Genomic DNA, 21,753 nt, shown 5'->3' on the forward strand with positions numbered 1-21,753 from the left:
TTTATTACTTAGCACGTTGCCGTTGCAGGTAGTCATGCAACAATCCCGTCATATAAGTCCATCCTTCTTCGGTACGATCTGCATACGCTGACCATTTCAGGTCCATGTCATGTTCCAGCTGCAACAGGCAACCTGTGGCGGTGGGCGTTATGCGGATAGCGACCACGCTTTCCTCTCCCGGCTCCTGGTCTACGCCCCAGGTAAATACCAACAGCGAGGGCCGTTTTACTTCCAGGTAGGCACCGATGTGGTTGAGGATATCGTTCCCTCTTTTCACCTGATAGCTGAAGCGGCCGCCGGGGCGTGGGTCGTTGGTGAGATTCAGGATTTCCTCGTTGCGTACCAGGGGACCAAACATCCAGTGGCTGAGCATCTCCACGTCCAGCCAGGCATCGAAGATGGTTTCGGCCGGCTCGTCAAAAGTCTTTTCCACCTGAACAAAAACGCGTTTATCGGTTACTTTTTTCATATGGTGAAGCTTATTTTTTACGGGTACGTTGTTTTTTCAGGAACTCATCCAAAGCGTCGAGGCTATCAGCCCAAAAATCTTTATACGTCTTCATCCATGCCTCTACTTCCTTTAATGGCTGAGGGTTGGCGATGCAATAACGCTCACGTCCCTCCTGTTTTATAATGACCATTCCACATTCGGTCAATACCTTCATATGCCGGGAAATTGCCGGGCGACTGATCTCGAACTGGTCCGCCACAGCGTTCAGGTTCATTTTTTTTCCGGCCAGCATGTGCAGGATAGCACGGCGTGTGGGATCAGCGATGGCATGAAAAACATCTCTTCTCGTCTCCATAACTTGTAACAATCTTGTTACAAATTTAAAGGTAACAAGATTGTTACACAAATTTATTTTTCAGCCTTTCTTATGATGCCCTATGTTCCGTTTATAACCTACCGCATCTACCATGCCATCAGCTTATTGGGAGCGGAAAACGAAGGATCATCTTTATGCCGGAAAGCCGCCGGTGGAGGCACCCAAACCACGCGATAAAATGACTTAAATATTTAATGGGTATTATTTTCAATACATATTAATTTCTTCCCCATAGTAAACGTATTGTTAATGATTACGTATTTGGCATAGAATATGCATATCTTTGCTTGACAAGAAGTTCGAGTTTTGAGTCACTAAAAAATGCCATCTTTTTATTGAGTTAACCTGCTTGTTATTACCATGAAACCTCTGTAAACCCCTTAAGAGCAAGGGATGGGCTAACTCCTGTTTTTATTTATCGTATCTAATCACTGTGCAAATTGCATGTAACTATCCATGCGATCAGGGCCGGTCATTGTCATGCAATTATCTAAAAATGGATTTTTTAATCAATCAAAAACAATCACTTATGTATAGTGTTCTCTTAGTGGAAGATGATGAATTTGTTTGCAAGGCAATTGAAATCATTTTAAGAAAACAGGATTATATCATCAGCATCGCCAGAAATGGACAGGATGCCATGCAGTATCTGCAAAAATCAAAATTTGACCTGGTTATTACCGACCTGATGTTACCATACGCCAATGGTATGGAACTGGTCAGCAAAATGCGTAATGAACTTCATCTGGATGTTCCCATACTGGTTTTATCTGCTGTGACACACGAAAAAACCATCACGGAAGGCTTTGATATAGGCGTGGATGATTACCTGAAGAAACCGTTTAATCCTGCGGAACTGTCTTCAAGAGTAAAACGTCTGATTCAGCAAAAAGAAAAAAACCATTTGATTCATTAGTTATTAACTCCTCTTAATGGATACCATTACATCGCTCCGCGAGTGGCTGGACGATCTCATCTATTATTTCGCCTACTTCCCGCTGGTGATACAGATAGCTATCATTGTCAGCGTGCTGGCTGTAACCGGTACTATCGTGGCCTATGTGTACATGATTCTTTTCCGGTGGCAGAAACAGCGACAGGCAAAAAAAGAAAGGCCGCTGCGTGAGCAGGTTAACGAACTATTGCTGGAACATATCATCTACAAATCAGTAGGTGACCCGGATGCACCCGTAGCATTGCCGCTGGAAGACTTTAAAGCGCTTCCCCTGCATAAAAAATGGGTGGCCGATGTACTGATCGACCAGTTGCTGGAATATCGTAATAACTTCACCGGCGATATTCCGCGACTGCTCCGTCAGCTTTACCTCGACCTGGGACTGCACCACAAATCCGCTACCGTATTGAGGTCCGGCCATCGTAAAGCTATCATCAACGCCCTCGTGGAATTATCCGGCATGGGCGTACTGCTGGAAAAAGAACACGTACTGGCCCTCACACAGAGCCGCGACCGGTACATCCGTGAATCTGCGTGTTCTTACTGGGTACAGTGTTCTCCTGATGCACCTTTTGAATTTTTCAGTCACGTAAAAGAACCACTGCTGGCATGGGAACAGTTTGAATTATTCCGGATTATTTCTCTCCGGAAAGATATCCCCATGCCCTCTTTTGCCCAGTGGATCGATCCACAGTACCACCCCAGCGTCATCTCCCTGTGTCTCAAACTGGCGGCTTATTTCCAGCAGCCGGAAGCGATTCCTGCGATGATTAAAATGCTGGATACCCCGGATGAACAACTGCGGGCCCTCACGATCAACAACCTCGGTAAATTAATGGCATTGGAAGTTGAACCAATACTGGTGAAGATGTATCCCCAACAACCGGACAGTTGCAAACTGGAAATACTGAAAGCGCTGGGCCGTATCGGCTCTGGTGACTTCATCGATTTCCTCCGGCAGGAACTGGAACAAACCGAAGATTTTCTATTGATGAAACATGCCGCACACTCCATTGTAGCCCATAAAGCACTTGCCAGTGGCCTGATAGCCCGGTTACAGCAATCGCTCACCGGCACCCGGCAGCAAGTACTGCAACACAGTCTGAACCCCCTGATTAAATATTAATCATGCACACTGCGATACTCAAACATATTACTGATTTTTACGAAAGCGCAATATTTGTCTATTGCGCCGGATTGTTCCTCTTTTACATTCTGCTGGCCGTCCTGTCACTCATCGCCATCCGCCGCAGTCTGTGGAAAAATAAAATAAGAGGCCAGCAAATGCTGGTAGCCTCCCCCCTGACGCCCGGCATATCGGTGATTGCGCCAGCCTACAACGAAGGCGTGACCATCATCTCCAATGTGCGGTCGCTGCTGGCGCTCAACTATCCCCGGTTTGAAGTAGTGATCGTCAACGATGGCAGTAAAGACGATACCCTGCAAAAACTAATCGACGAATTTGAACTGACAGAAGTCAACTTCGCTTACCGTCAGCAGATTCCCAGTCAGGCCGTGAAACGTTTCTTTAAGTCCACCAATCCGGCTTATTCCAAATTGCTGGTACTGGATAAAGTCAACGGCAAAAGCAAAGCTGACGCGGTGAACGCAGGTATTAACGCGTCTTCTTTCAATTATTTCCTGAATACAGACGTGGATTGTATCCTGGCCCGCGACACCCTGCTGAAGCTCATCAAACCTTTCATGGATGATCCGCAAAGAGTGATTGCCACCGGCGCCCCTTTACGTGCGGCCAACTCCTGCGATGTGGAAGCCGGCGTGATCACCCGCGTACGGGTACCCCGATCGTTGCTGCCACGCTTCCAGGAGATGGAATATATCCGTTCCTACCTGCTGGGAAAAATGGGCTGGACCTTCATCAACGCCGTTCCTAACGTATCCGGCGGCCTCGGTCTGTTCGATAAAGACATTGTGATCAAATCCGGCGGTTATGACCCCGGCTCGTTCGGCGAAGACATGGACATGGTAGTACGTATGTGCCGGTACATGTGCGAACAAGACTTGCCTTACCGCATCCACTACATCCCGGAAACGCTTTGCTGGACAGAAGTACCCGCCACCTACAAAATATTTTTCCGGCAACGGGTACGCTGGGCCAGAGGCCTCGCGCAGATATTCGGCAAACACAGAAAGGTATTATTCAACCCGAAATACAAAAAATTAGGGTTGATCATCTTCCCGTATAACTTTTTCTTTGAGCTCCTGGCGCCATTGATCGAGTTTGCCGGTATCATTTATTACATCTACATCATCGTGAACCATCTGATCAACTGGGATTATGCGATCATCCTCCTGGTGTTCATCTATACTTTTTCCATATTGATCACTTCCCTTTCTATGTTGTGGGACCAGCTGATTTTCCGCTACTATCAAAGCTGGAAAGAAGTATGGCAGCTCTGTATCCTCGCCCTGGCAGAACCATTCATCTATCATCCCACGGTGCTTTTCTGCGCCATCAGAGGATATTTCAATCAGCTTACCGGTAAAAAACATACCTGGGGAAATATGCAACGGCAAGGATTCAATCAATCTCCAAACCTTCAAAAAACCATCTAAAGATCATGTTACAGCGGAGTGTGGAAAAGAGTTGTATTGCATTCTTCTTCTCTTTAATACTAATATACTCAGGAGTGAGCGCACAACGCAGCGGCCTCGTTTCTTCCGACGTGCTGTATAAAATGGCATTAAAAGCACGCAACGAAGAAAAAGATTATCCCAAAGCGATCAAATTCTGTAAAAAGGCTTTATCCCAAAGCCCTGATTATACAGACATCCGCCTCCTGCTGGGTAAACTATATCAGGAAACCGGCCAGCCCGTGGCAGCCGCTTTTGAGTGGAATGTGGTACTCAGAAAAGATCCGGACAACAGCGACGCCCTGCATTCACTGGTCAACCTCTACTACGGTCAGGGTAATGCTTCCGAAGCCGCCTGTTATGTAGATATGTTGCTTGCGAAAACGCCGCTCGACAAAGACCTGCTGCTCAAAAAATACGGGCTGGCAGAGGAAAGCGGCGATGTGGTAACACAGGCCACTACCATGGGACTGTTACGTACCCACTACATTACCGATCCCAAAGTAGCTTCCCTGCTGGAAGATTATCAGATGCGGGCAGCCCGCCACGGCCGCAAAACCGGCGATCTGGACGGATCTGAAAAAATGTACGGGCAGGTACTGCTAAAAGACAAAAATAACATCGAAGCCTTACAGGGACTGGCCTCCGTTATGGAAAGACAGGGCCGTTCCCGGGAAGCGATTTCCTATTACAGTCAATTGTCGGCCCTTCAGCCGGACAGTGCCACCTGGCGACTGAAACGTTCTTCGATACAACTGGTCAACGGCAACCCTGCCGCTGCCCTGGAAGACGCCAAATGGCTGTATAAACGATATCCCGGGCACGTTGTGTACAAACAACATCTGACCGACGTATATACAGCACTGACACGCCAGCAGAACGCCCCCGCTGTATACACCGAACAGTTGCTGGCACTGCAGCCAGACAATAAAGCATTATATATTCAGTTGATCAATCAGGCCGATCAGCGTGGCGATTATAACGCTGCCAATGATTGGTGCAACAAAGCATTACAGGTATTTTCCGGTGATGTCGATATTTTGAGAAAACAGATCGGCATACTGGAAAAAATGCAGGACCACAGCACGGCCACCGCTACGGCTGGCAAGCTGTTGCAGCTTCATCCCGGCACGACGCATGAGCAAATCTATACCGACCTGCAACTCTCACGGGCCAACAGGCTGGTACAAATGCAAAAGCCGGAAGAAGCTGCAGCCGTCCTGCAGTCAGCCCTGAAACAAGCGCCTGGCCGGAGCGAACTGCTGCTCCTGCTGGCCAATGTAAAAACCGCACTGGGCGAGCCTCAGACAGCGTTATCACTGGTGGACCAGGTGCTGGCCAAACAGCCGGCCGACACCGCGTTGCTGTTTAAAAAATCTGGCCTGCTGGAAGCTACCCAACACTACAGCGAGGCTGCTGCCATCAGCGAGGGGCTCATGGCACGTTACCCCACCGTAGCGCGTTACCGCCAGGCATATATAGATCAAACGATGCTGGCCGCCAGAAATGCGATCGCACAAAAACAATACAATGCCGCAGAGCCATTACTGTTGAAAGTGTTGCAGTATGCCCCGATCCATAAAGATGCCTGGCTGTATCTGATCAACATGAAAAACGGGCAGCAACAAACAACACAGGCACTGGATTATACCTCCCGTGCCCTGCATCACCTGAACAATGATTCGCTGTTGCTCCAAAAGAAATCCGCCCTGCTGCAACAGGACGGTCAATATGCCGCTGCCTACGCCATTGCGGCCGACCTGCATCGCCGGTACCCCGCAGACACCGCGCTGCGGCAGATGTACCTCGACCAGCTGCTGGCGCATGGCAAACAGTTGCGCGAATCACAACAGTGGGACAGCGCCTGGGCCTTGTATCAGACCGCCTATGCCCTGGCGCCCGCAGACACCTCCGTGCTGTACAACCTTACCGCCACCGCTACGGCCCGCAAACAGTATGATTCCGTGCTGGTATATGCCGACAAAGGCCTGGCTGTAAACGCACATCAGCCTACACTGCTGGCACAGAAAGCCAATGCGCTGGAACAGCTGCACCGCTACGCAGATGCTGCCCAGGTAGCAGGACAGCTCCGCAAACTGCAACCCGGAGAAAAGAAATGGCAACAGTATGCTGATCACCTCAACGGTTATACGTATAAAAACCAGATCGGGGTAATTCACCTGCAATCTGTTTACAGCAGAGACCTCGAACCTGCCAGTATCACTTCCCTGCAATACCTCCACCGCTTTCAGCGGGGCACGGTTACCGGAAGGCTCAACTACGGTACCAGAGAAGCGGGCAACGGTATCCAGCTGGAAGCAGAGACCTACTACACCCACAATCCACGGTACTATTCCTACGGACTGTTCGGATGGTCCAACTCCGACGTGTTCCCCACCATCCGCGCCGGCTATTCCCTCTTCCGTAATTTCAATAAAGGCTGGGAAGGTGAACTGGGTGCACGTTACGTAAAAAGTGACACCATCAATACTTATTCCGCGGTGGCTTCCGTGGCGAAATATTTTGGTAACTACTGGGTGAACCTGCGCGCCTTCTTCACCAGCGACGAACACCAATGGTATCAGGCATACACCCTCACCAACCGTTTTTACCTGAACGACCAGAAAGACTTCATCGCCCTGATTGGCAATATCGGTGCTTCTCCGGACGACCGTAGCCGTAACTTCCAGTTTGGCAAAGTAGCAGGATTCACCTCTACTTCACTTACGGCAGGCTTCCAGAAAAACATCCGGGAAAGAGTCACCATCGGCGCCTACGGCACGTGGACAAGACAACAAATACCTCAGCAATCATATCTGCATCAATTTGATACATATTTGTTATTCCTCTGGAATTTCAAATAAAGAAAACCAACAGAAAAGGAGGGCCTTAGCGCCCTCCTTACACGTATCGGGTTAACTCATTCACTTGTATGTTATCGCTTTTTATTTTGATCAATCATACGGCAAATGGCATTCACGGTCACGGCTGAACGTAGTCCGTCCGCCGGTGTGTGGACCACGTAATCCACCAGCTTGTCCACCGTGCTGGTAGCCACATGCATGCGCGTATCTGAAGAAGCGTAATAGATAAATACCCTTCCATCTTCCTCCCTGATCCAACCGTTACAGAAAAGCACATTGGACACGTCGCCCACCCGCTCCCCGCCCTCCGGAGCCATAAAATATCCCGCAGGCTTATGAATGACACGGGTGAGATCATGCAGGTCCGTCATGAACAGATAAAGCACATAACGCAGCCCTGCGGCGGTGTTGCGCACGCCATGCGCCAGATGCAGCCAGCCATGGAGCGTCTTAATCGGCGCGGGCCCGAGGCCGTTCTTCAGCTCCGCTATGGTATGATATACTTTCGGATCGATGATTTTTTCTTCCGTGACCACCGCGTTGGTAATATCATCGCATAGGCCCAATCCAATACCACCGCCGCTACCCGCACTGAGAAAATCATCCTGCGGACGGGTATAAAAAGCATATTTCCCCTGTACAAATTCCGGATGCAGTACCACGTTGCGCTGCTGTGGCGATGGTGTTTTCAGATCGGGCAGCCGTTCCCAGTGTTGCAGATCTTTTGAGCGGACAATGCCGCAGGCAGCAATGGTAGCAGACTGGTCACCGGCAGCTGCTGCAGGGTCTTTTCGTTCTGTACAGAACAGCCCATATATGAAGCCGTCTTCGTGTGGCACCAACCGGATATCATACACGTTCGTGTCCGGATTTTCTGTTTCCGCAATGAGCACGGGGTATTCCCGAAAACGGAACCGATCAATACCATTATCACTTTCAGCCAGTGCAAAAAACGACTTGCGGTCTACGCTCTCCACACGGGCCATCAGCACGTACCGGTTGTTCCATTTGATAGCCCCCGCATTGAAAACGGCATTGATACCATAACGTTCCATCAGATGGGGATTGGAAACAGGATTCAGGTCATAGCGCCACGGCAGCGGGGTATGAGCGGCCGTGAGCACCGGATACCGGTAGCGGTCGAAGATACCGTTGCCGGGAGTCAGTTTTTCATTGTTGCTGTTTATCAGCAGGCGATGTTGTTGTTCCAGCGCTGCCAAACGGTCACTGAATTGCATAACGGAGAATTTGCCTCAAAACTAATACTGCACGTTACGCCTTTGTAGTACTTTTTTATCTGTTGTTTGACCTTCAGGCACAACCTGGCTTTTATACTAAACAGAACAGCCGGTATTTGTCTATCCCTGCATTGCTTCACCAGCATACAAAGGACGAAGACCGTGTTTGATCTTCGTCCCCTTTAGTTTTTGTGAGATCATTTTACGTTTGACAAACCACCATCTACCAGTATCTCTGCACCGTGTATATACCCTGCATCCGGGGAAGCGAGAAACAATACCGTCTTGGCAATCTCCCATGGCTCGCCAAAACGTTTATACGGCAACGTTGGTATCACGCTGTCAACGGCTCCTTTGATTTCTTCCGCCGACAAACCGGTATTGTTAAAGATATTGGTCCGGATATATCCGGGGCTGATGCCATTTACCCGGATGTCCTTTGCCGTACATTCCATGGAGAAGGTTTTGATAAAAGACTGCACCGCTGCCTTGGCGGCTGTATACACCGAGAAATGCTGTATCCCGAATGCGGTCACAAAAGAAGTGTTGAGGATAATAGCACCACCGGAGGTCATCAGCGGCAGCAACTGTTGCACGGTAAAAAAAGTTCCTTTTACCAGTATATCGAACAGTTCATCAAAATGCGCTTCCGTTACCTGTTCCATCGGTGCAAACTTTCCGTATCCTGCGTTGGCAAACAATACATCTATCGTAGCAGTATGTTGTTGTAACTGTGCCGGCAGTGCGAGGATATCTGCCATTTTTCCCGCATCGGAGACGATGCCGGTTGCGGCCGGTCCCAATGCCGTTACCGCTTTATCTACCGTCTCCCGGCTTCTTCCGGTAATGATCACGCGGGCGCCTGCCCTGATAAATTCCTGGGCGGTGGCAAAGCCCATTCCGTTGGTGCCTCCTGTAATGAAGACTACCTTTCCGTTAAATTGCTGCATCATGTTATCAGTAAATTATAGGGCAAAGATGCTGATCGCGCAATCATCTGAAAACCCGATTATTGCTGTAATGCCGCAGTAAAAAGATAATAATTTCTTAACCCGTCGGCGCTCCAACTGTCAGTGTGAAAGCAGTGGTTGTGTTTAATATTAGTAACAAATAAGTTGTGCTATGCCCTATTTCCCTCAAACATTCCGGCAATATGTACTGAAAAACCCATTCAACCGCCAGTACCTGAAGATCGCAGCCATTGCCATTGTGGTACAGCTGGTGATTTTTAAGATACTCTATCCCTATGGTGATTTTTTTTCCGACTCGTATAGTTATATCTACGCGGCAGCCCTCAAACAGGAAGTAAGTCTTTGGCCTATCGGGTATACCGTTTTCCTGCGCCTCTTCCACGCGATCAGCCATTCAGACATCGCGCTGGTCGCTTTTCAGTACATCCTGGCACAAGGTGCAGCACTCTATCTGTTTTTTACGGTGAGCTACTGGTTGCAGCCCGGCGAGCAAACGCGGAGAGTAATTTTTTATGTGCTGCTTTTTAATCCTTTGATCCTTTACATCTGCAACTATATTTCCAGCGACGGGCTGTTTCTCGGGTTAAGCCTCATTTGGTTTACCCAGTTACTCTGGCTGATATACAAGCCTTCTTATCCCTTATTGCTGGCCCACACCCTCGTCATTGCCATTGCCTTTACGGTGCGTTACAACGCCATGTATTACCCGCTGATCACCGCATTGGTATTGTTGCGCTGTCCACAGAAAATTCCGTTTAAGGTATTGGGGATAGTAGCCCCGCTGATACTGATATTTGGTTTTATCAAATTCACGGAGCAGGCTGCCCGTAAGGTGACCGGGACGGCCCAGTTTTCCGTTTTTGGCGGCTGGCAGGTAGCTAACAACGCCCTGTACATGTTTCCCTACCTGAAAGATTATCCCGAGCCACCGGCAGGCTGCGAAGCTTTCCATAAAGAGGTAGTGCATTTCTTCCGGGACATCGTTCCCAAAGGGGGTGGTATCCCTTCTCCCATTGATGGTGCTGTTTACCTGAAACATCCCAATGCGCCCCTAAAAAAATACATGCTGCTCACCTACGGTCCCAAAGATGACTCCACCGGTGGTATCCAGTCGTGGGGCATGGTATCTCCTGTATTTGGGAAATACGGCAGTTACATGATCCGGCAGCATCCTTTCTACTTTGCGCGTTATTTCCTGTTACCTAACACACTGAATTACTTCGTGCCGCCGCTGGAGAAGTTATCTCAATATAACCTTGGCAGTTATCAGGTATCCGGCGTAGCCGTACAATGGTTTCATTATCCGTCTAAAGAGCTGAGTTCAGTGGCCTCTATCGGAGCACAGCGCGCCCTGTTGTTTTTCTTCCCCTTTATATTCGGTTTGCTGAATCTGGTATTCATAGGACTGATCGGCAAGTGGTTCTTGTCTGCCACACGCAAATCAGTTGACCGCCCTTATCGCGACAGCCTGTTGCTCGTGTTCGTGGCGCTGCTGGTCAACGCAGGGTTCGGCATCCTCGCCTCTCCGATCGTTTTCCGATACCAGGTATTTCCGATGATCGTCTGTTTTCTGTTCATCTGTGTCCTGATCGATAAACTTAAACCAGAACTACAGTAAAGATGAATTAACATTGTCGAATGAAAAGGATATTGGATATTTGACGGCATTATTAACCTGCTATCATCATGCAATACCCTGTCCGTCTCCTGTTGTTACTGCTGTTATTTTGTCGTTTGTCTGCCAGCGCCCAGTCACCATGGCCGGCAGAGAAAGCTGCTGCCTGGTATCAGCAGCAGGGCTGGTTGCTGGGAGCCAATTTCATCCCTTCCACAGCTGTCAACCAACTTGAAATGTGGCAGGCATCCACTTTTGACACCGCCACGATCAACAGAGAACTGGGTTATGCTGCCGCCACCGGGTTTAACATCATGCGGGTATACCTGCATCACCTGGCATGGCAGCAGGACCGCGAAGGTTTCAAACGACGGGTCAACCAATACCTCGACATCGCGTCAAAGCATCATATCGGTACCATGTTCGTTTTCTTTGATGATTGCTGGCGCGACACCTACCAGCCTGGTCCGCAGCCGGCGCCTGTTCCCGGTGTGCATAACAGCGGCTGGCTGAAAGATCCCGGCGGACTGATAGACCGCGATTCCACCCTCATGGATACCTTGCGTGTATATGTGCAGGATATCATCCGTACCTATAAACAAGATCCACGGGTAACTATCTGGGACCTGTACAATGAACCGGGGCATTTCAAACACGGCGCCAAAAGCTGGCCCCTGCTGAAAAATGTAGTCGCCTGGGCACGCGCCGAAGCACCGGACCAGCCGCTGACAATCGGTATATGGAACAGCGAGTTCACTGACTTCAACCAATATCAACTGGAACAATCAGACATCATCACCTTCCATAATTATCGTGATAGCACCTCTATGCAATCAGCGATCGATACACTTCGCCGGTACAACAGACCGGTTATCTGTTCTGAATACATGAAACGCCCCAACAACAGCACTTTCGCCACGCATCTGCCGATGATGAAAAAAGCCGGTGTGGGCGCCATCAATTGGGGATTGGTGGCCGGTAAAACACAGACCAACTATCCACAGGGAAATAAAGGCGGAGAGCCGGAACCAGCCATCTGGTACCACGATATTTTCCGGGCAGACGGTACGCCGTTTAATGCAGCTGAGACAACTTTCATCCGGGAAATGGCCGGGAAATAATAACATATCTTATTCGTTTTATACCCTATTAGTATTGCATAACGGCACACTCCGGCAGTAGTCGGGGAAACTTTCCATGTGCAATTTTTCGTCCCATATCCCCACCATGAACGAAATAAAAAGGCTACATTTAGTATATACCTGTAATCGTTCCCTCAGCCTTTTTAACCCGTAAACGATAAATCTATGCATCCTGAAAAATTATCCCTCGACAGGAAACTCTTCCTTCAGAAGGAAACTATTGCCGTGATGAATCCCATTGATGTAACAGAAGGTCCGCAGGCGATTAGCGCTCCTTACTATACAGCACTTTCCATGGACACTCCGGCACGTTGTTTTCCCTGCTGCGCAGAGCCGCCTTTAACTTTTAACTGCAATTAATGATTCCCTCCGCTTTTCTTAACCAGTAAACTATCATAGTATGCAACCAGAAAAACTGTCCCTCGACAAAAAACTCTTTCTCCAGAAAGAGACCATTGCTGTTATGACCGAAACAGACGTGATTGATGCACCGCAAGCTATCAGTGCACCTTTCCGTACTGCGCTTTCCATGGACTCTCCGGCACGTTGCTGGCCCTGCTGCGCACAGCCTAATACCCAGGCCGGCTGTCCCAACTGACTTTTTTCTGATGGAGCATGGCGGGGCATGGTCCTGTCATGCTCTTTTTAATCCTGTACATATGACGACCGGCTCGGTGCTGACCCGCATTTACCAGGACCATCTCCGGTTACTGGCATCCAAAACTTATGACCCCTATTTGGCAGAAAGCCTCTTCAAAGGGCCCTGGGGTGTCTTGCTCTACCTTTTTTATTACGAGAGATATGTAGACAATAGTGCCCCCTGTGCCGGCAGCTGGTTACAACAGTTATACAGTGCGCTACAGCCGCAGCCTGTGGCCGGCTATTCGTACTGTAATGGCACCACGGGTCCGTTCTGGTTACTGCACCATCTGCATAAACATCATTTTCTTGATATCGATGTCGAAGGATTGGCTGACGGTTATATTCCCGCCGCCATTGCGGAAAGTGAACAGTGTCTATCAACCAAAAACTTCGATTTCCTTCATGGCAGCGCCGGTATCTGTCATCATCTGCTCGACTATACGCATAGGCAGGCTGTTCGTATGCATCTGGAAAAATTTGTAACCGCTTTATCAGCCGCCAGCAGCATGACCAGCCATGGCCGCAGCCTTCCGGTATTTGTGTTGTTTGAAACACCTGTAGCATCCGGTGTGGACACTTTCAGTCTGGCACACGGCACCTGTAGCCTGTTGATACTGCTGTCACGGGCGTACGTTGCCGGTATAGCCCCGGACACCTGCCGGCAGTTGATCCGGGAGTGCATCGATTTTATGTGGCATCACCAGAACCCCCGTCAACCGGATACGCCCCATGCCTTGTTTCCCGGCATCCTCGACGGACGGGCGCCGTACAGCCGCCTGTCATGGTGCTATGGTGATTTTAATGTAGCGTTGGCGTTATGGCACTGTGGCAAAACATTGCAGGAACCCGTCTGGCAGCAGCAGGCATTAGAGGTGATGCATTATACCCTGCGGCGGGACACCGACTCAACAGCCGGCATCGTAGACGCCTGCCTATGCCATGGTTCCGCCGGTATCGCGGCCTTTTATCGCCGCTTCTGGCAGGAAACCGGCGAGACCGCCTTCCGGACCGCGGCGGAGCACTGGCATCAGCATACCCTGCAAAAAGTGGTGTTCTCCGACCAACCCGGCATTTACGGCATCCGCGGCTGGGAAGGAATAGACAAACAATGGGAATATTGCTGGGACCTGCTGGATGGCAGCAGTGGCATCGGCCTATCCCTGCTATCGCATACGCTCGACACTCCGCTGGCCTGGGATGAGGCTTTCCTGCTGTCCTGATATAATTCACTTTTATAATAAGTGAAATATTATTAGTTTACATTTTTCAGAAATTAACGCATCTTGCAACCTTACCCACCGTTTTTACCTTGGAAGAACTGATACAAACCAAAGAACAACCATCACCGCAGAAGCTCAAGAGAGGCCTGCAAAACAGACACATTCAACTGATTGCACTGGGCGGCGCTATTGGCACCGGCCTGTTTCTGGGTATAGGTCCCGCCGCTGTACTGGCCGGCCCTTCTGTTATCCTTGGATATGCTATGGCGGGCGTTATCGCCTTCTTCATCATGCGCCAGCTGGGCGAAATGGTCGTGGAAGAACCGGTGTCCGGCAGCTTCAGCCACTTTGCCTATAAATACTGGGGCTCTTTCGCAGGCTTCGCCTCCGGCTGGAATTACTGGATACTGTATATTCTGGTGAGCATGTCCGAACTGACTGCCATCGGTGTATATGTGCATTTCTGGTGGCCGGAAGTACCCCTGTGGGCTTCCAGTCTGTTCTTTTTTGTGGCTATCAATGCACTGAACCTCAGCTCTGTGAAAGTATACGGGGAAGCGGAATTCTGGTTCTCCATTGTAAAGGTGATCGCTATTATCTCCATGATCGTTTTCGGGGTATACCTGTTGGTGAGTGGTAGCGGTGGCGCACAGGCCAGCGTGGAAAACCTCTGGAACGACGGCGGCTTCTTCCCGAAAGGCCTGCTCGACAAAGGCGCTGACGGCAAATACCAGGGCCTCTTTGCGGCCATCGCGATGATCATGTTCTCTTTCGGTGGACTGGAGCTGATCGGCATTACGGCCGCGGAAGCCGACAAACCGGAGAAAACCATCCCCAAAGCCACCAACCAGGTCATCTACCGTATCCTTATTTTCTACGTAGGTGCGCTGATCATCCTGTTCTCACTGTCTCCCTGGAAAAGCATTACGACAGACAGCAGCCCGTTTGTAATGGTATTTGAAAGCCTGAAAGGATTTGAATTTACCCTCTTCGGCAAAACCATTTATTTCACCAGCCTGATCGCCAATGTGCTGAACCTCATTGTGCTCACGGCTGCCCTGTCGGTATATAACAGCTGCGTATATAGCAACAGCCGCATGCTGTACGGTCTTGCCCAGCAAGGTAACGCACCGGCTTTTTTATCGCACCTCAACAAAAACCACGTACCCGTGAAAGCCACGCTGGTATCGGCTTTGTTTGCCGCTATCTGTATTGTGGTCAATAAACTGATACCGGAACAGGCATTGGAAGTGCTCATGTCGCTGGTGGTGTCTGCCCTGATCATCAACTGGATCATGATCAGCGTGGTACACCTGAAGTTCAGGCACCAGAAGAAACTGGAACAACTGCCTACCAGGTTCCCTTCGTTCATCTACCCCCTATCCAACTATATCTGTCTGGTATTTCTTGTGGGTATTTTGGTACTGATGTGGATTACCGGTATGAAACTGCCGGTAGAAATGATTCCCATATGGCTGGTATTCCTGTATATCTGCTACGCCATCTTAAAAAGAAACAGCAACACGCAGGTGGCCTAAGCCCTGCCTATCGATAAAAAATACAACGGCCGTCAACGGGATATTCCGCTGACGGCCGCTTTATTTCCGGCAGGATTTTTCACGCATCACTCCCCCTCAAATCTTCCGATATACCGCATCCCCAGCGCAGCACTGATTCTCAGCCCGTCTATGGCTGAACCTTTACGTGCTACCAAATCCAAAAGAGCATTGGCGGTAGCTGATATATCCATCTTATCCACTTTTAAAATCATGTCTTCTGCAATGCTAAAATCTTCTACCTGTGTGATAATCATCTCATCCAGTTTCTCCTTTCTGTCGTTATAATACAGGTTTACTTTGATGACCTCTTCTTTATTGATGCCTGTTGCTTTGATGATAGCTTTTGCATCGCCCATAAAATCCACCACCTGCTCTGATAGTGTCTCTCTTTCACCTACCCATAAATGATGGACTTCAGCGCTGTTGGCTGTAACGCTGCCTACCTTTCCCAGATAATCGACAAGGCTTGTTTTAGTGGCATTCTTTGCATTTAGATTTTTGTCTTCATAAGCAATGACCACATTCACGTTATTGGGCAGTTGCTTCTTCCACAGCTTTTCAAGCGCTGCTTTATCTGTTAGTGTATCATGGGCGACAGTAGTCACTTCTACAAAATGGTCATAATACCTGACGATGATAGCATCTTCATCATAGAAGTCTATCCCTATTTCTTCACAGAACGCACATCTTAATGCCGGATCCGGCATGGAGGCGTCTACGTCCTCTTTTGCAGGCAGCCCGTTGTCATAAACAGCCCAGGCTGCCAGATATTCCTTTTGGTCCAAATACTTTTCAAGTGCAGCTTCAGATTCAAAATTACCTGTCCAGATATGCATTTTCCCCATGGCTATTTTTTTTAATTGATCTTAAACACCGTCACCAGCGCCGCATGGTCCGATGGGTAACGCACCGGATGGGTGGTGATGGTAAAGGACCGGAGTGGTTGCAGTTTACTTCCTTTATAATAAATATAATCAATCCGGTCCTTAAATGCCTGGGGCAACATGGGGCTCCAGGTAATCCCCCTGTCTTTCAACGGATCGGGATGCAGGTACCTGTAGCTGTCTGTAAAACCGGCTTCCTGCATGATACGGCCCTGCGGAAAAGCCATCACGTAACCGCCGTTCAGGTGGCGCGTACTTTCTATCCAGTCGAGATGAGAGCCACTGTTAAAATCCCCGCAGAAGATGACGGGTATTTTATCTGCGTCTGCTGCCGGCTGCCGGATAGCCTTCAGGTTGTCTTTCAGCTGTGAGGCATTGACCCGCTCCATTTCCGCCAGTAGCGTATCCGGCAACGGCTGTTTTTTCTCCAGCAGCTCCCAGTAGTCCAGCGGATAGTTTAGCCAGTTAGTAATGAAAGCCACCTGCTGGTGTTCATTTAACCGGATATAGGCGCCGCCGTTGCAGAAAGGTTTAGCACCATCCAGTGTCTCCGCAATGGGGTAACGGCTCATGATGCTCAGATTGGTGCTGCGCAGGTAAAAATAATATCCCAGTGCGTCGGCAATCTTTTCTCCGGAGCCATAGGTTTCCTGCATGGAAACGATATCTGCGCCTGATTGACGGATGATGTCCACCACGCGTCGCGGACCGGCACCCTTGCCGGTTTCATTGCCGCCATGATAGATGTTAAAGTTCATGACGGTCAGCAGCTTCCCTGCCGGCATCGCAGGGGCGGGTGCGGCCTTAAAGTAACGGACGTAGGAAGCGCGCACCTGCTGAGGGGACAGCACCGACTTGTACAGGGTCACTTCATCCAGTGCGCCATTGAAGGTATTCCATTCCTGCTGGTCGCCCGACGGGCGGCCGCCTGCAAAGAGGGTATCGGCCAGGGAGGCGGCAGGGAGGGCCGGCACATGGTATATCGCCACCTGCAGGCCATCGTAATAGAGGGCCGCTTCCTTTTTGGCAGCGTCATAACTATAGGTCAACTGGTGCCATTGCTGGTTACGGATACTTTGCCTTTGTGGGGTGGGGTAATACGTATAGCGGGCATTGTTATTCACCGTTTGCCAATACCAGGCCCCGTTGGCCTGTACGCCCAGTTCCCAGCCTTCACTGTTGCCGGTGGTGGCGGAAAGCAGCGCATAAGATGCATCGTCGGGAGCGGCCTTTGCCCAGCACTGGGCGGTAAAAGACCCTTTATACGGTCCGGAAAAACCGGTCAACGGTACCGGGTGGCGCACCGCCACGTTGTTGTCAAGATTGAGCGCCGTGCCCTCCACACCGGCGCAGGTTTGCCAGGAAGGGTTCTTGTCAAATGATTGACGGTAGTCGGGCGATTGAGCGAAAAGGGCCACAGCAGACAGTCCCAAGGCTGCTGTCAGGAGAATCTTTTTCATTGTTCGTAGTTTTTACTCCGGATATGGCAACAAAATACAGGAAGACAGACAATTTTTCATTTTTTCCATAGGCAGTGTTGTTATGAGGAGGTGGTGGACAGCCATCGTATAGTCCTTTTGGTAAGCGATAAAAACAGCAAAAGTAACATCGGAAAAAGCCCGCCAATCGCCCAAAAACATCAGATACAGTGTACTTTTTTTTTATGTGAAAAATAGTTTTCGTACAGGGATAACATTTTATTTCAAACAATCGGGAATCGGCGCTTGTTGTAGCCTATACTGGTGTTTACCGGACCAATACCTTTGATTTATTCACACCCCAATAACATTGCAATGAAAACCGGATTATTTAAAACCCTGTGTTATTCCCTCGGTATTTCGCTGTTGGCCTCTCCTATCACCGTTCCGGCCTGTACAGGTATTCAGCTGAGGGCAAGAGACGGCGCCGTGATCTGCGCCCGTACTTTGGAATTTTACAACGACCTGCAAGCCCAGGTAGTCGTTTACCCCAGAAACTATCCATTCAACGCCGTTAGTCCCGGTGGCGCCAATAAAGGGCTGTACTGGAAAGCCCGGTACGCCATTGTAGGCATCAACTCCATGGGCAAAGATGCTATCGCTGACGGCATGAACGAAAAAGGCCTGGCAGTAGGCATGTACTATTTGCCCGGATACGCGAGCTACATGAACGTTTCGCCCAAGAAAATCGCCAAATCGCTCAGCTCTACCGACGTATCTGCGTGGCTGTTGTCCAACTTCGCCACCGTAGATCAGGTAAAGAAGGCGGTAGACAGCGGCATTCTGATCAACAAAGGCATTCCCCTGTATGTCAATGGCGGCATTCCTTTCCCGCTGCATTACAGCGTACACGACGCAGAGGGCAAGTCGCTGGTGATAGAATGCGTAAACGGGAAGCTGTACAGCTATTACAACCCGTTAGGGGTATTAACCAACTCCCCTACGTTCGATTGGCACCTCGCCAACCTGCAACAGTATCTGAACTCCCGCCCTTCCGATAACTGCGTAAAAATGGGCGAAGATACTATCCGTTCGTTCGGACCAGGCAATGGGCTGGTAGGCATCCCCGGCGACTTTACGCCTTCCTCCCGCTTTGTACGCGCCGTAGCGTATACCCAGAGCCTCGATCCATCCCCTACGGCAGATGAGGCAGTGACGCAGGCCTTCCAGATCCTCAACGCCTTTGATATCCCCAAGGGGGTGATCAAAGACCGCGCGCATCCCGGCAACAACGTATATACGCTGTGGACCTCCGCCAATGACCTTAAAAACAAACGGCTCTATTTCCATACCGTCAACAACAGGACCCTGCACATGATTGACCTCATGAAGTATGTTAACACCGATAAGGTGCTCTTCTTCCCGATGGACGATCCCATGGAAGTAGTCCAGAACTGACCCGGTTTTTATCGTGATATACTCCCGTGATCCTATTTTTATAGTAGATTGCGGGGGTATTTTTTTGCCATAGCGGCAACCGACTTTCTGACCAGATTTACCGACTAATGAACCTTTGATAACAGCATGGATAGGCTGACCTTTGCCCTGTCCGAAAAACAGTACTGCGAACAGATATATGACACAACGGAAAGAACACGGAGGAATAATAAAACAGGCCGAATTCATTCGCAGCACCGGGCTGGAAGATCCACTAGGCATCGGGCTCTTTGTGTCTACCGATATTAACATGATAGCATACGATCATGTTAAATCCAATTTCCGGTCGGACTTTACCAGCATTTTGCTCATACAACAGGGAAAAATGCAGGGCAACCTGGACAGAAAGGTGTATCAGCTGGAAGCCAACGACCTGCTGCTGATTCCACCGCAGACCATGAAAAAATCAGTCGCTGTAGACAAATCCTGTATTATCTCCGGCCTGAATTTCACCCTCGATTTCCTGGTGGAGATAGGGTTACCGGCCACCAAAATGGAGTTGTACGACTATTTCACCTCGAAGTATTCTCCCCACTGGAAACTCTCTCCGTCAGACGCCCGGCTGATGCTTACCCATTTCAGGCAGGTAGCGGCCCGCATAGAGGACATGAAAGCAAAACAACCTTTTGCCAAAGAGAAATTACAACATACGTTTCTGTTATTTCTTTATGAACTCGCCGCTCTCAGCACAAAATATACGGAGCTGATAAATCCGGCCGTGTCCAGAAAAGAAAGTCTTGTGATCCGCTTCACCAACCTGGTACAGGTGCATTTCAAATACCAGCGCAACGTGCAGCAATACGCAGAGCAGCTGTTCGTCACCGCCAAATACCTGACCGAAACCGTGAAAGAATTTACCGGTAAAAGTGCCGGTGAAGTCATTGATGATTATGTGGTGCTGGAAGCCAAAATGCTGCTCGACAATCCCAAACTCAGCGTGGCCGAGATTGCAGAGATCCTGCATTTCAGCGACCAGTCTTTTTTTGGAAAATATTTTAAACGTCATACCGGATATTCCCCCAAAGCTTTCCGGGCATTGGGACAATGAATGTTCCCCCTGAAAAATTCTTGTTACTAACAGTGTAACAGTTGTAGGTTTTAATTACAGGCCGAAGCACTCCTGCTCCGGCCTTATTTTCGTATAGTCATTATAGTTATACTCCCAAAACAAACCGACATTCTGACCAGATTTCCCGATGTATCAACCTTTTCCTGCCCCTGTACCGCAGCTAATTTTGTTGCGCGAAAACAATTTGTATTCACTCATTCTATAAAATAAGATTATGCCGATGACGTACAGACCCGTTTCTTTTTTGATCCTCGCCACCCTGCTGGCCGCCTGCGGCAGCAAGGAAGCGCAACAGGAACAACAGGCACCGGTAAAAGTGACCGCTACAAAAGTCAGCTTCAATGATATGCCCCAGACCTTCACCTACTCCGGCACCATAGAGCCTGACAACACCGCCGATATCGGGTTTGCCGTACCGGGCGTGGTCAACGGCATCCTCGTAGAAGAAGGACAGATCGTTAAACAGGGCCAATTACTGGCCACGCTTGACGCCACAGAATACAGCAACGCACTGGCTATCGCCAACGCAGGACTGGACCAGGCGGAAGATATGTACCGCCGTCTAAATGATCTGTACCAGAAAGGCAGTCTTCCTGCCAAAGATTATATCGATATCAAAACAAAGCTGGCACAAGCCAAAGCCAATAAAGAAATCAGCGCCAAACACATTGCTGACAGCAGATTATATGCACCGATCACCGGTATTGTGAGCGCCCGTAAAATAGAAAGAGGCAGCGCCGCAGCACCCGGCGTTCCTGCCTTCACCATTGTAAAAACAGACATGGTATATGCCCGCGTCTCCGTTCCGGAAAGCGAAGTAGGCGCCATTCCCCGCGGTGGCAGCGCACAGGTGTATATCCCCACATTACAGGACAGCGTAGAAGGGAAAATCACCATCATCAATCCACAAGCGGATGCAGCGTCCCGCACCTATAACATCAAAATAAAATTATCCAACAACAACGGACGCCTGCTTCCCGGCATGCTCACCGAAATCCGGCTGAACACCGGCAGAAGTGCCAACAACCTGACCGTGCCTGCCACCGCGGTGGTACGTGATGCAGATGACCTCACCTATGTCTTCGTCACCAACGGAAAACAGCAGGCCGTCCGCAAAAGAGTGACGGTAGGCGCCCTCACCGGCAAAAATGAGGTCGTGATCACCACCGGTCTTCAGGGCGGTGAACAGGTCATCACCTCCGGGCTCACCAACATCAAAGACGGCACCGCCGTGAGCCTCTAACAGCATTATTCAGC

Annotated in this window: 19 protein-coding genes; 13 read left to right on the forward strand and 6 right to left on the reverse strand. The window is 49.6% G+C overall.

All coding sequences use genetic code 11. The annotated features are described in order from the left end of the window. Nucleotides 1–4 precede the first annotated feature (4 nt). On the reverse strand, nt 5–469 hold the full coding sequence (locus tag ICL55_RS15090; protein ID WP_188098657.1) for an SRPBCC family protein: 465 nt from the start codon (nt 467–469) through the stop codon (nt 5–7). Nucleotides 470–479: 10 nt separating this feature from the next. Continuing rightward, the gene (locus tag ICL55_RS15095; protein WP_188098659.1) at nt 480–806 is read right to left on the reverse strand and encodes an ArsR/SmtB family transcription factor; all 327 of its coding nucleotides are present in this window, start codon (nt 804–806) and stop codon (nt 480–482) included. A 517-nt stretch (nt 807–1,323) separates the two neighbouring features. Between ICL55_RS15095 and ICL55_RS15100 the strand changes: the two genes are divergently transcribed. The 4 genes from ICL55_RS15100 to ICL55_RS15115 all read left to right on the forward strand — a co-directional run bounded on the left by ICL55_RS15100 (nt 1,324) and on the right by ICL55_RS15115 (nt 7,241). Continuing rightward, the gene (locus ICL55_RS15100) at nt 1,324–1,743 is read left to right on the forward strand and encodes a response regulator transcription factor (protein WP_188098661.1); all 420 of its coding nucleotides are present in this window, start codon (nt 1,324–1,326) and stop codon (nt 1,741–1,743) included. Between the two features lie 16 nt (nt 1,744–1,759). After that, nucleotides 1,760–2,908 carry a HEAT repeat domain-containing protein gene (locus tag ICL55_RS15105; RefSeq protein WP_188098664.1) on the forward strand — a complete coding sequence of 383 codons (1,149 nt, stop codon included), beginning with the start codon at nt 1,760–1,762 and terminating at the stop codon, nt 2,906–2,908. 2 nt (nt 2,909–2,910) lie between these two features. Next, nucleotides 2,911–4,359: a glycosyltransferase family 2 protein gene (locus ICL55_RS15110; RefSeq protein ID WP_188098666.1), complete on the forward strand. Its 1,449-nt coding sequence runs from the start codon at nt 2,911–2,913 to the stop codon at nt 4,357–4,359. Between the two features lie 74 nt (nt 4,360–4,433). Beyond that, the gene (locus ICL55_RS15115) at nt 4,434–7,241 is read left to right on the forward strand and encodes a tetratricopeptide repeat protein (protein WP_188098668.1); all 2,808 of its coding nucleotides are present in this window, start codon (nt 4,434–4,436) and stop codon (nt 7,239–7,241) included. A 71-nt stretch (nt 7,242–7,312) separates the two neighbouring features. Here the strand turns inward: ICL55_RS15115 and ICL55_RS15120 are convergent, their stop codons facing one another. Further along, nucleotides 7,313–8,479, reverse strand: a complete 1,167-nt coding sequence (locus ICL55_RS15120) for a glycoside hydrolase family 130 protein (RefSeq protein ID WP_188098670.1) — start codon at nt 8,477–8,479, stop codon at nt 7,313–7,315. 197 nt (nt 8,480–8,676) lie between these two features. Beyond that, nucleotides 8,677–9,432 (reverse strand): SDR family oxidoreductase, encoded by a 756-nt coding sequence (locus ICL55_RS15125; protein WP_246496377.1) that lies wholly within the window; start codon nt 9,430–9,432, stop codon nt 8,677–8,679. 169 nt (nt 9,433–9,601) lie between these two features. Between ICL55_RS15125 and ICL55_RS15130 the strand changes: the two genes are divergently transcribed. The 6 genes from ICL55_RS15130 (at nt 9,602) to ICL55_RS15155 (ending at nt 15,607) form a co-directional block, all read left to right on the forward strand. Beyond that, nucleotides 9,602–11,068 carry a hypothetical protein gene (locus ICL55_RS15130; RefSeq protein ID WP_188098672.1) on the forward strand — a complete coding sequence of 489 codons (1,467 nt, stop codon included), beginning with the start codon at nt 9,602–9,604 and terminating at the stop codon, nt 11,066–11,068. Nucleotides 11,069–11,136: 68 nt separating this feature from the next. After that, nucleotides 11,137–12,186 (forward strand): glycoside hydrolase 5 family protein, encoded by a 1,050-nt coding sequence (locus tag ICL55_RS15135; RefSeq protein WP_188098675.1) that lies wholly within the window; start codon nt 11,137–11,139, stop codon nt 12,184–12,186. 186 nt (nt 12,187–12,372) lie between these two features. After that, complete coding sequence (locus tag ICL55_RS15140; RefSeq protein WP_188098677.1) at nt 12,373–12,567, forward strand: class I lanthipeptide; 195 nt, start codon at nt 12,373–12,375, stop codon at nt 12,565–12,567. Nucleotides 12,568–12,607: 40 nt separating this feature from the next. Further along, nucleotides 12,608–12,805, forward strand: coding sequence for a class I lanthipeptide (locus tag ICL55_RS15145; RefSeq protein ID WP_188098679.1), 198 nt, complete (start codon nt 12,608–12,610; stop codon nt 12,803–12,805). 61 nt (nt 12,806–12,866) lie between these two features. Next, a complete protein-coding gene (locus ICL55_RS15150) occupies nt 12,867–14,069 on the forward strand; it encodes a lanthionine synthetase LanC family protein (RefSeq protein WP_188098681.1) in 1,203 nt (400 codons plus the stop codon). Nucleotides 14,070–14,158: 89 nt separating this feature from the next. Continuing rightward, nucleotides 14,159–15,607: an amino acid permease gene (locus tag ICL55_RS15155; protein WP_223151461.1), complete on the forward strand. Its 1,449-nt coding sequence runs from the start codon at nt 14,159–14,161 to the stop codon at nt 15,605–15,607. A gap of 86 nt (nt 15,608–15,693) precedes the next feature. Here ICL55_RS15155 and ICL55_RS15160 read toward each other — a convergent pair whose 3' ends face one another. After that, entirely contained in the window at nt 15,694–16,473 is a 780-nt protein-coding gene (locus ICL55_RS15160; RefSeq protein WP_188098683.1) for an immunity 22 family protein, read from the reverse strand. 11 nt (nt 16,474–16,484) lie between these two features. Then, entirely contained in the window at nt 16,485–17,972 is a 1,488-nt protein-coding gene (locus tag ICL55_RS15165; RefSeq protein WP_188098686.1) for a LamG-like jellyroll fold domain-containing protein, read from the reverse strand. 333 nt (nt 17,973–18,305) lie between these two features. On the opposite strand from ICL55_RS15165, the gene ICL55_RS15170 reads away from it, so the two are divergent. The 3 genes from ICL55_RS15170 to ICL55_RS15180 all read left to right on the forward strand — a co-directional run bounded on the left by ICL55_RS15170 (nt 18,306) and on the right by ICL55_RS15180 (nt 21,739). After that, complete coding sequence (locus tag ICL55_RS15170; RefSeq protein ID WP_188098688.1) at nt 18,306–19,388, forward strand: linear amide C-N hydrolase; 1,083 nt, start codon at nt 18,306–18,308, stop codon at nt 19,386–19,388. A 178-nt stretch (nt 19,389–19,566) separates the two neighbouring features. Continuing rightward, a complete protein-coding gene (locus ICL55_RS15175) occupies nt 19,567–20,475 on the forward strand; it encodes a helix-turn-helix domain-containing protein (RefSeq protein ID WP_188098690.1) in 909 nt (302 codons plus the stop codon). A 241-nt stretch (nt 20,476–20,716) separates the two neighbouring features. Further along, nucleotides 20,717–21,739, forward strand: coding sequence for an efflux RND transporter periplasmic adaptor subunit (locus ICL55_RS15180; protein ID WP_188098692.1), 1,023 nt, complete (start codon nt 20,717–20,719; stop codon nt 21,737–21,739). Nucleotides 21,740–21,753 lie beyond the last annotated feature (14 nt).

Origin of the sequence: Chitinophaga varians, assembly GCF_014529945.1 — a bacterium.
Taxonomy (GTDB): domain Bacteria; phylum Bacteroidota; class Bacteroidia; order Chitinophagales; family Chitinophagaceae; genus Chitinophaga; species Chitinophaga varians.

Bases quoted from the DNA above. Each gene is read 5' to 3' on its own strand.
- ICL55_RS15165 (WP_188098686.1), bottom strand. From the start codon at position 17,972: ATGAAAAAGATTCTCCTGACAGCAGCCTTGGGACTGTCTGCTGTGGCC.
- ICL55_RS15170 (WP_188098688.1), top strand. From the start codon at position 18,306: ATGAAAACCGGATTATTTAAAACCCTGTGTTATTCCCTCGGTATTTCG.
- ICL55_RS15135 (WP_188098675.1), top strand. From the start codon at position 11,137: ATGCAATACCCTGTCCGTCTCCTGTTGTTACTGCTGTTATTTTGTCGT.
- ICL55_RS15180 (WP_188098692.1), top strand. From the start codon at position 20,717: ATGACGTACAGACCCGTTTCTTTTTTGATCCTCGCCACCCTGCTGGCC.
- ICL55_RS15095 (WP_188098659.1), bottom strand. From the start codon at position 806: ATGGAGACGAGAAGAGATGTTTTTCATGCCATCGCTGATCCCACACGC.
- ICL55_RS15125 (WP_246496377.1), bottom strand. From the start codon at position 9,432: ATGATGCAGCAATTTAACGGAAAGGTAGTCTTCATTACAGGAGGCACC.
- ICL55_RS15130 (WP_188098672.1), top strand. From the start codon at position 9,602: ATGCCCTATTTCCCTCAAACATTCCGGCAATATGTACTGAAAAACCCA.
- ICL55_RS15160 (WP_188098683.1), bottom strand. From the start codon at position 16,473: ATGGGGAAAATGCATATCTGGACAGGTAATTTTGAATCTGAAGCTGCA.
- ICL55_RS15175 (WP_188098690.1), top strand. From the start codon at position 19,567: ATGACACAACGGAAAGAACACGGAGGAATAATAAAACAGGCCGAATTC.
- ICL55_RS15140 (WP_188098677.1), top strand. From the start codon at position 12,373: ATGCATCCTGAAAAATTATCCCTCGACAGGAAACTCTTCCTTCAGAAG.
- ICL55_RS15120 (WP_188098670.1), bottom strand. From the start codon at position 8,479: ATGCAATTCAGTGACCGTTTGGCAGCGCTGGAACAACAACATCGCCTG.
- ICL55_RS15150 (WP_188098681.1), top strand. From the start codon at position 12,867: ATGACGACCGGCTCGGTGCTGACCCGCATTTACCAGGACCATCTCCGG.
- ICL55_RS15105 (WP_188098664.1), top strand. From the start codon at position 1,760: ATGGATACCATTACATCGCTCCGCGAGTGGCTGGACGATCTCATCTAT.
- ICL55_RS15145 (WP_188098679.1), top strand. From the start codon at position 12,608: ATGCAACCAGAAAAACTGTCCCTCGACAAAAAACTCTTTCTCCAGAAA.
- ICL55_RS15110 (WP_188098666.1), top strand. From the start codon at position 2,911: ATGCACACTGCGATACTCAAACATATTACTGATTTTTACGAAAGCGCA.
- ICL55_RS15100 (WP_188098661.1), top strand. From the start codon at position 1,324: ATGGATTTTTTAATCAATCAAAAACAATCACTTATGTATAGTGTTCTC.
- ICL55_RS15090 (WP_188098657.1), bottom strand. From the start codon at position 469: ATGAAAAAAGTAACCGATAAACGCGTTTTTGTTCAGGTGGAAAAGACT.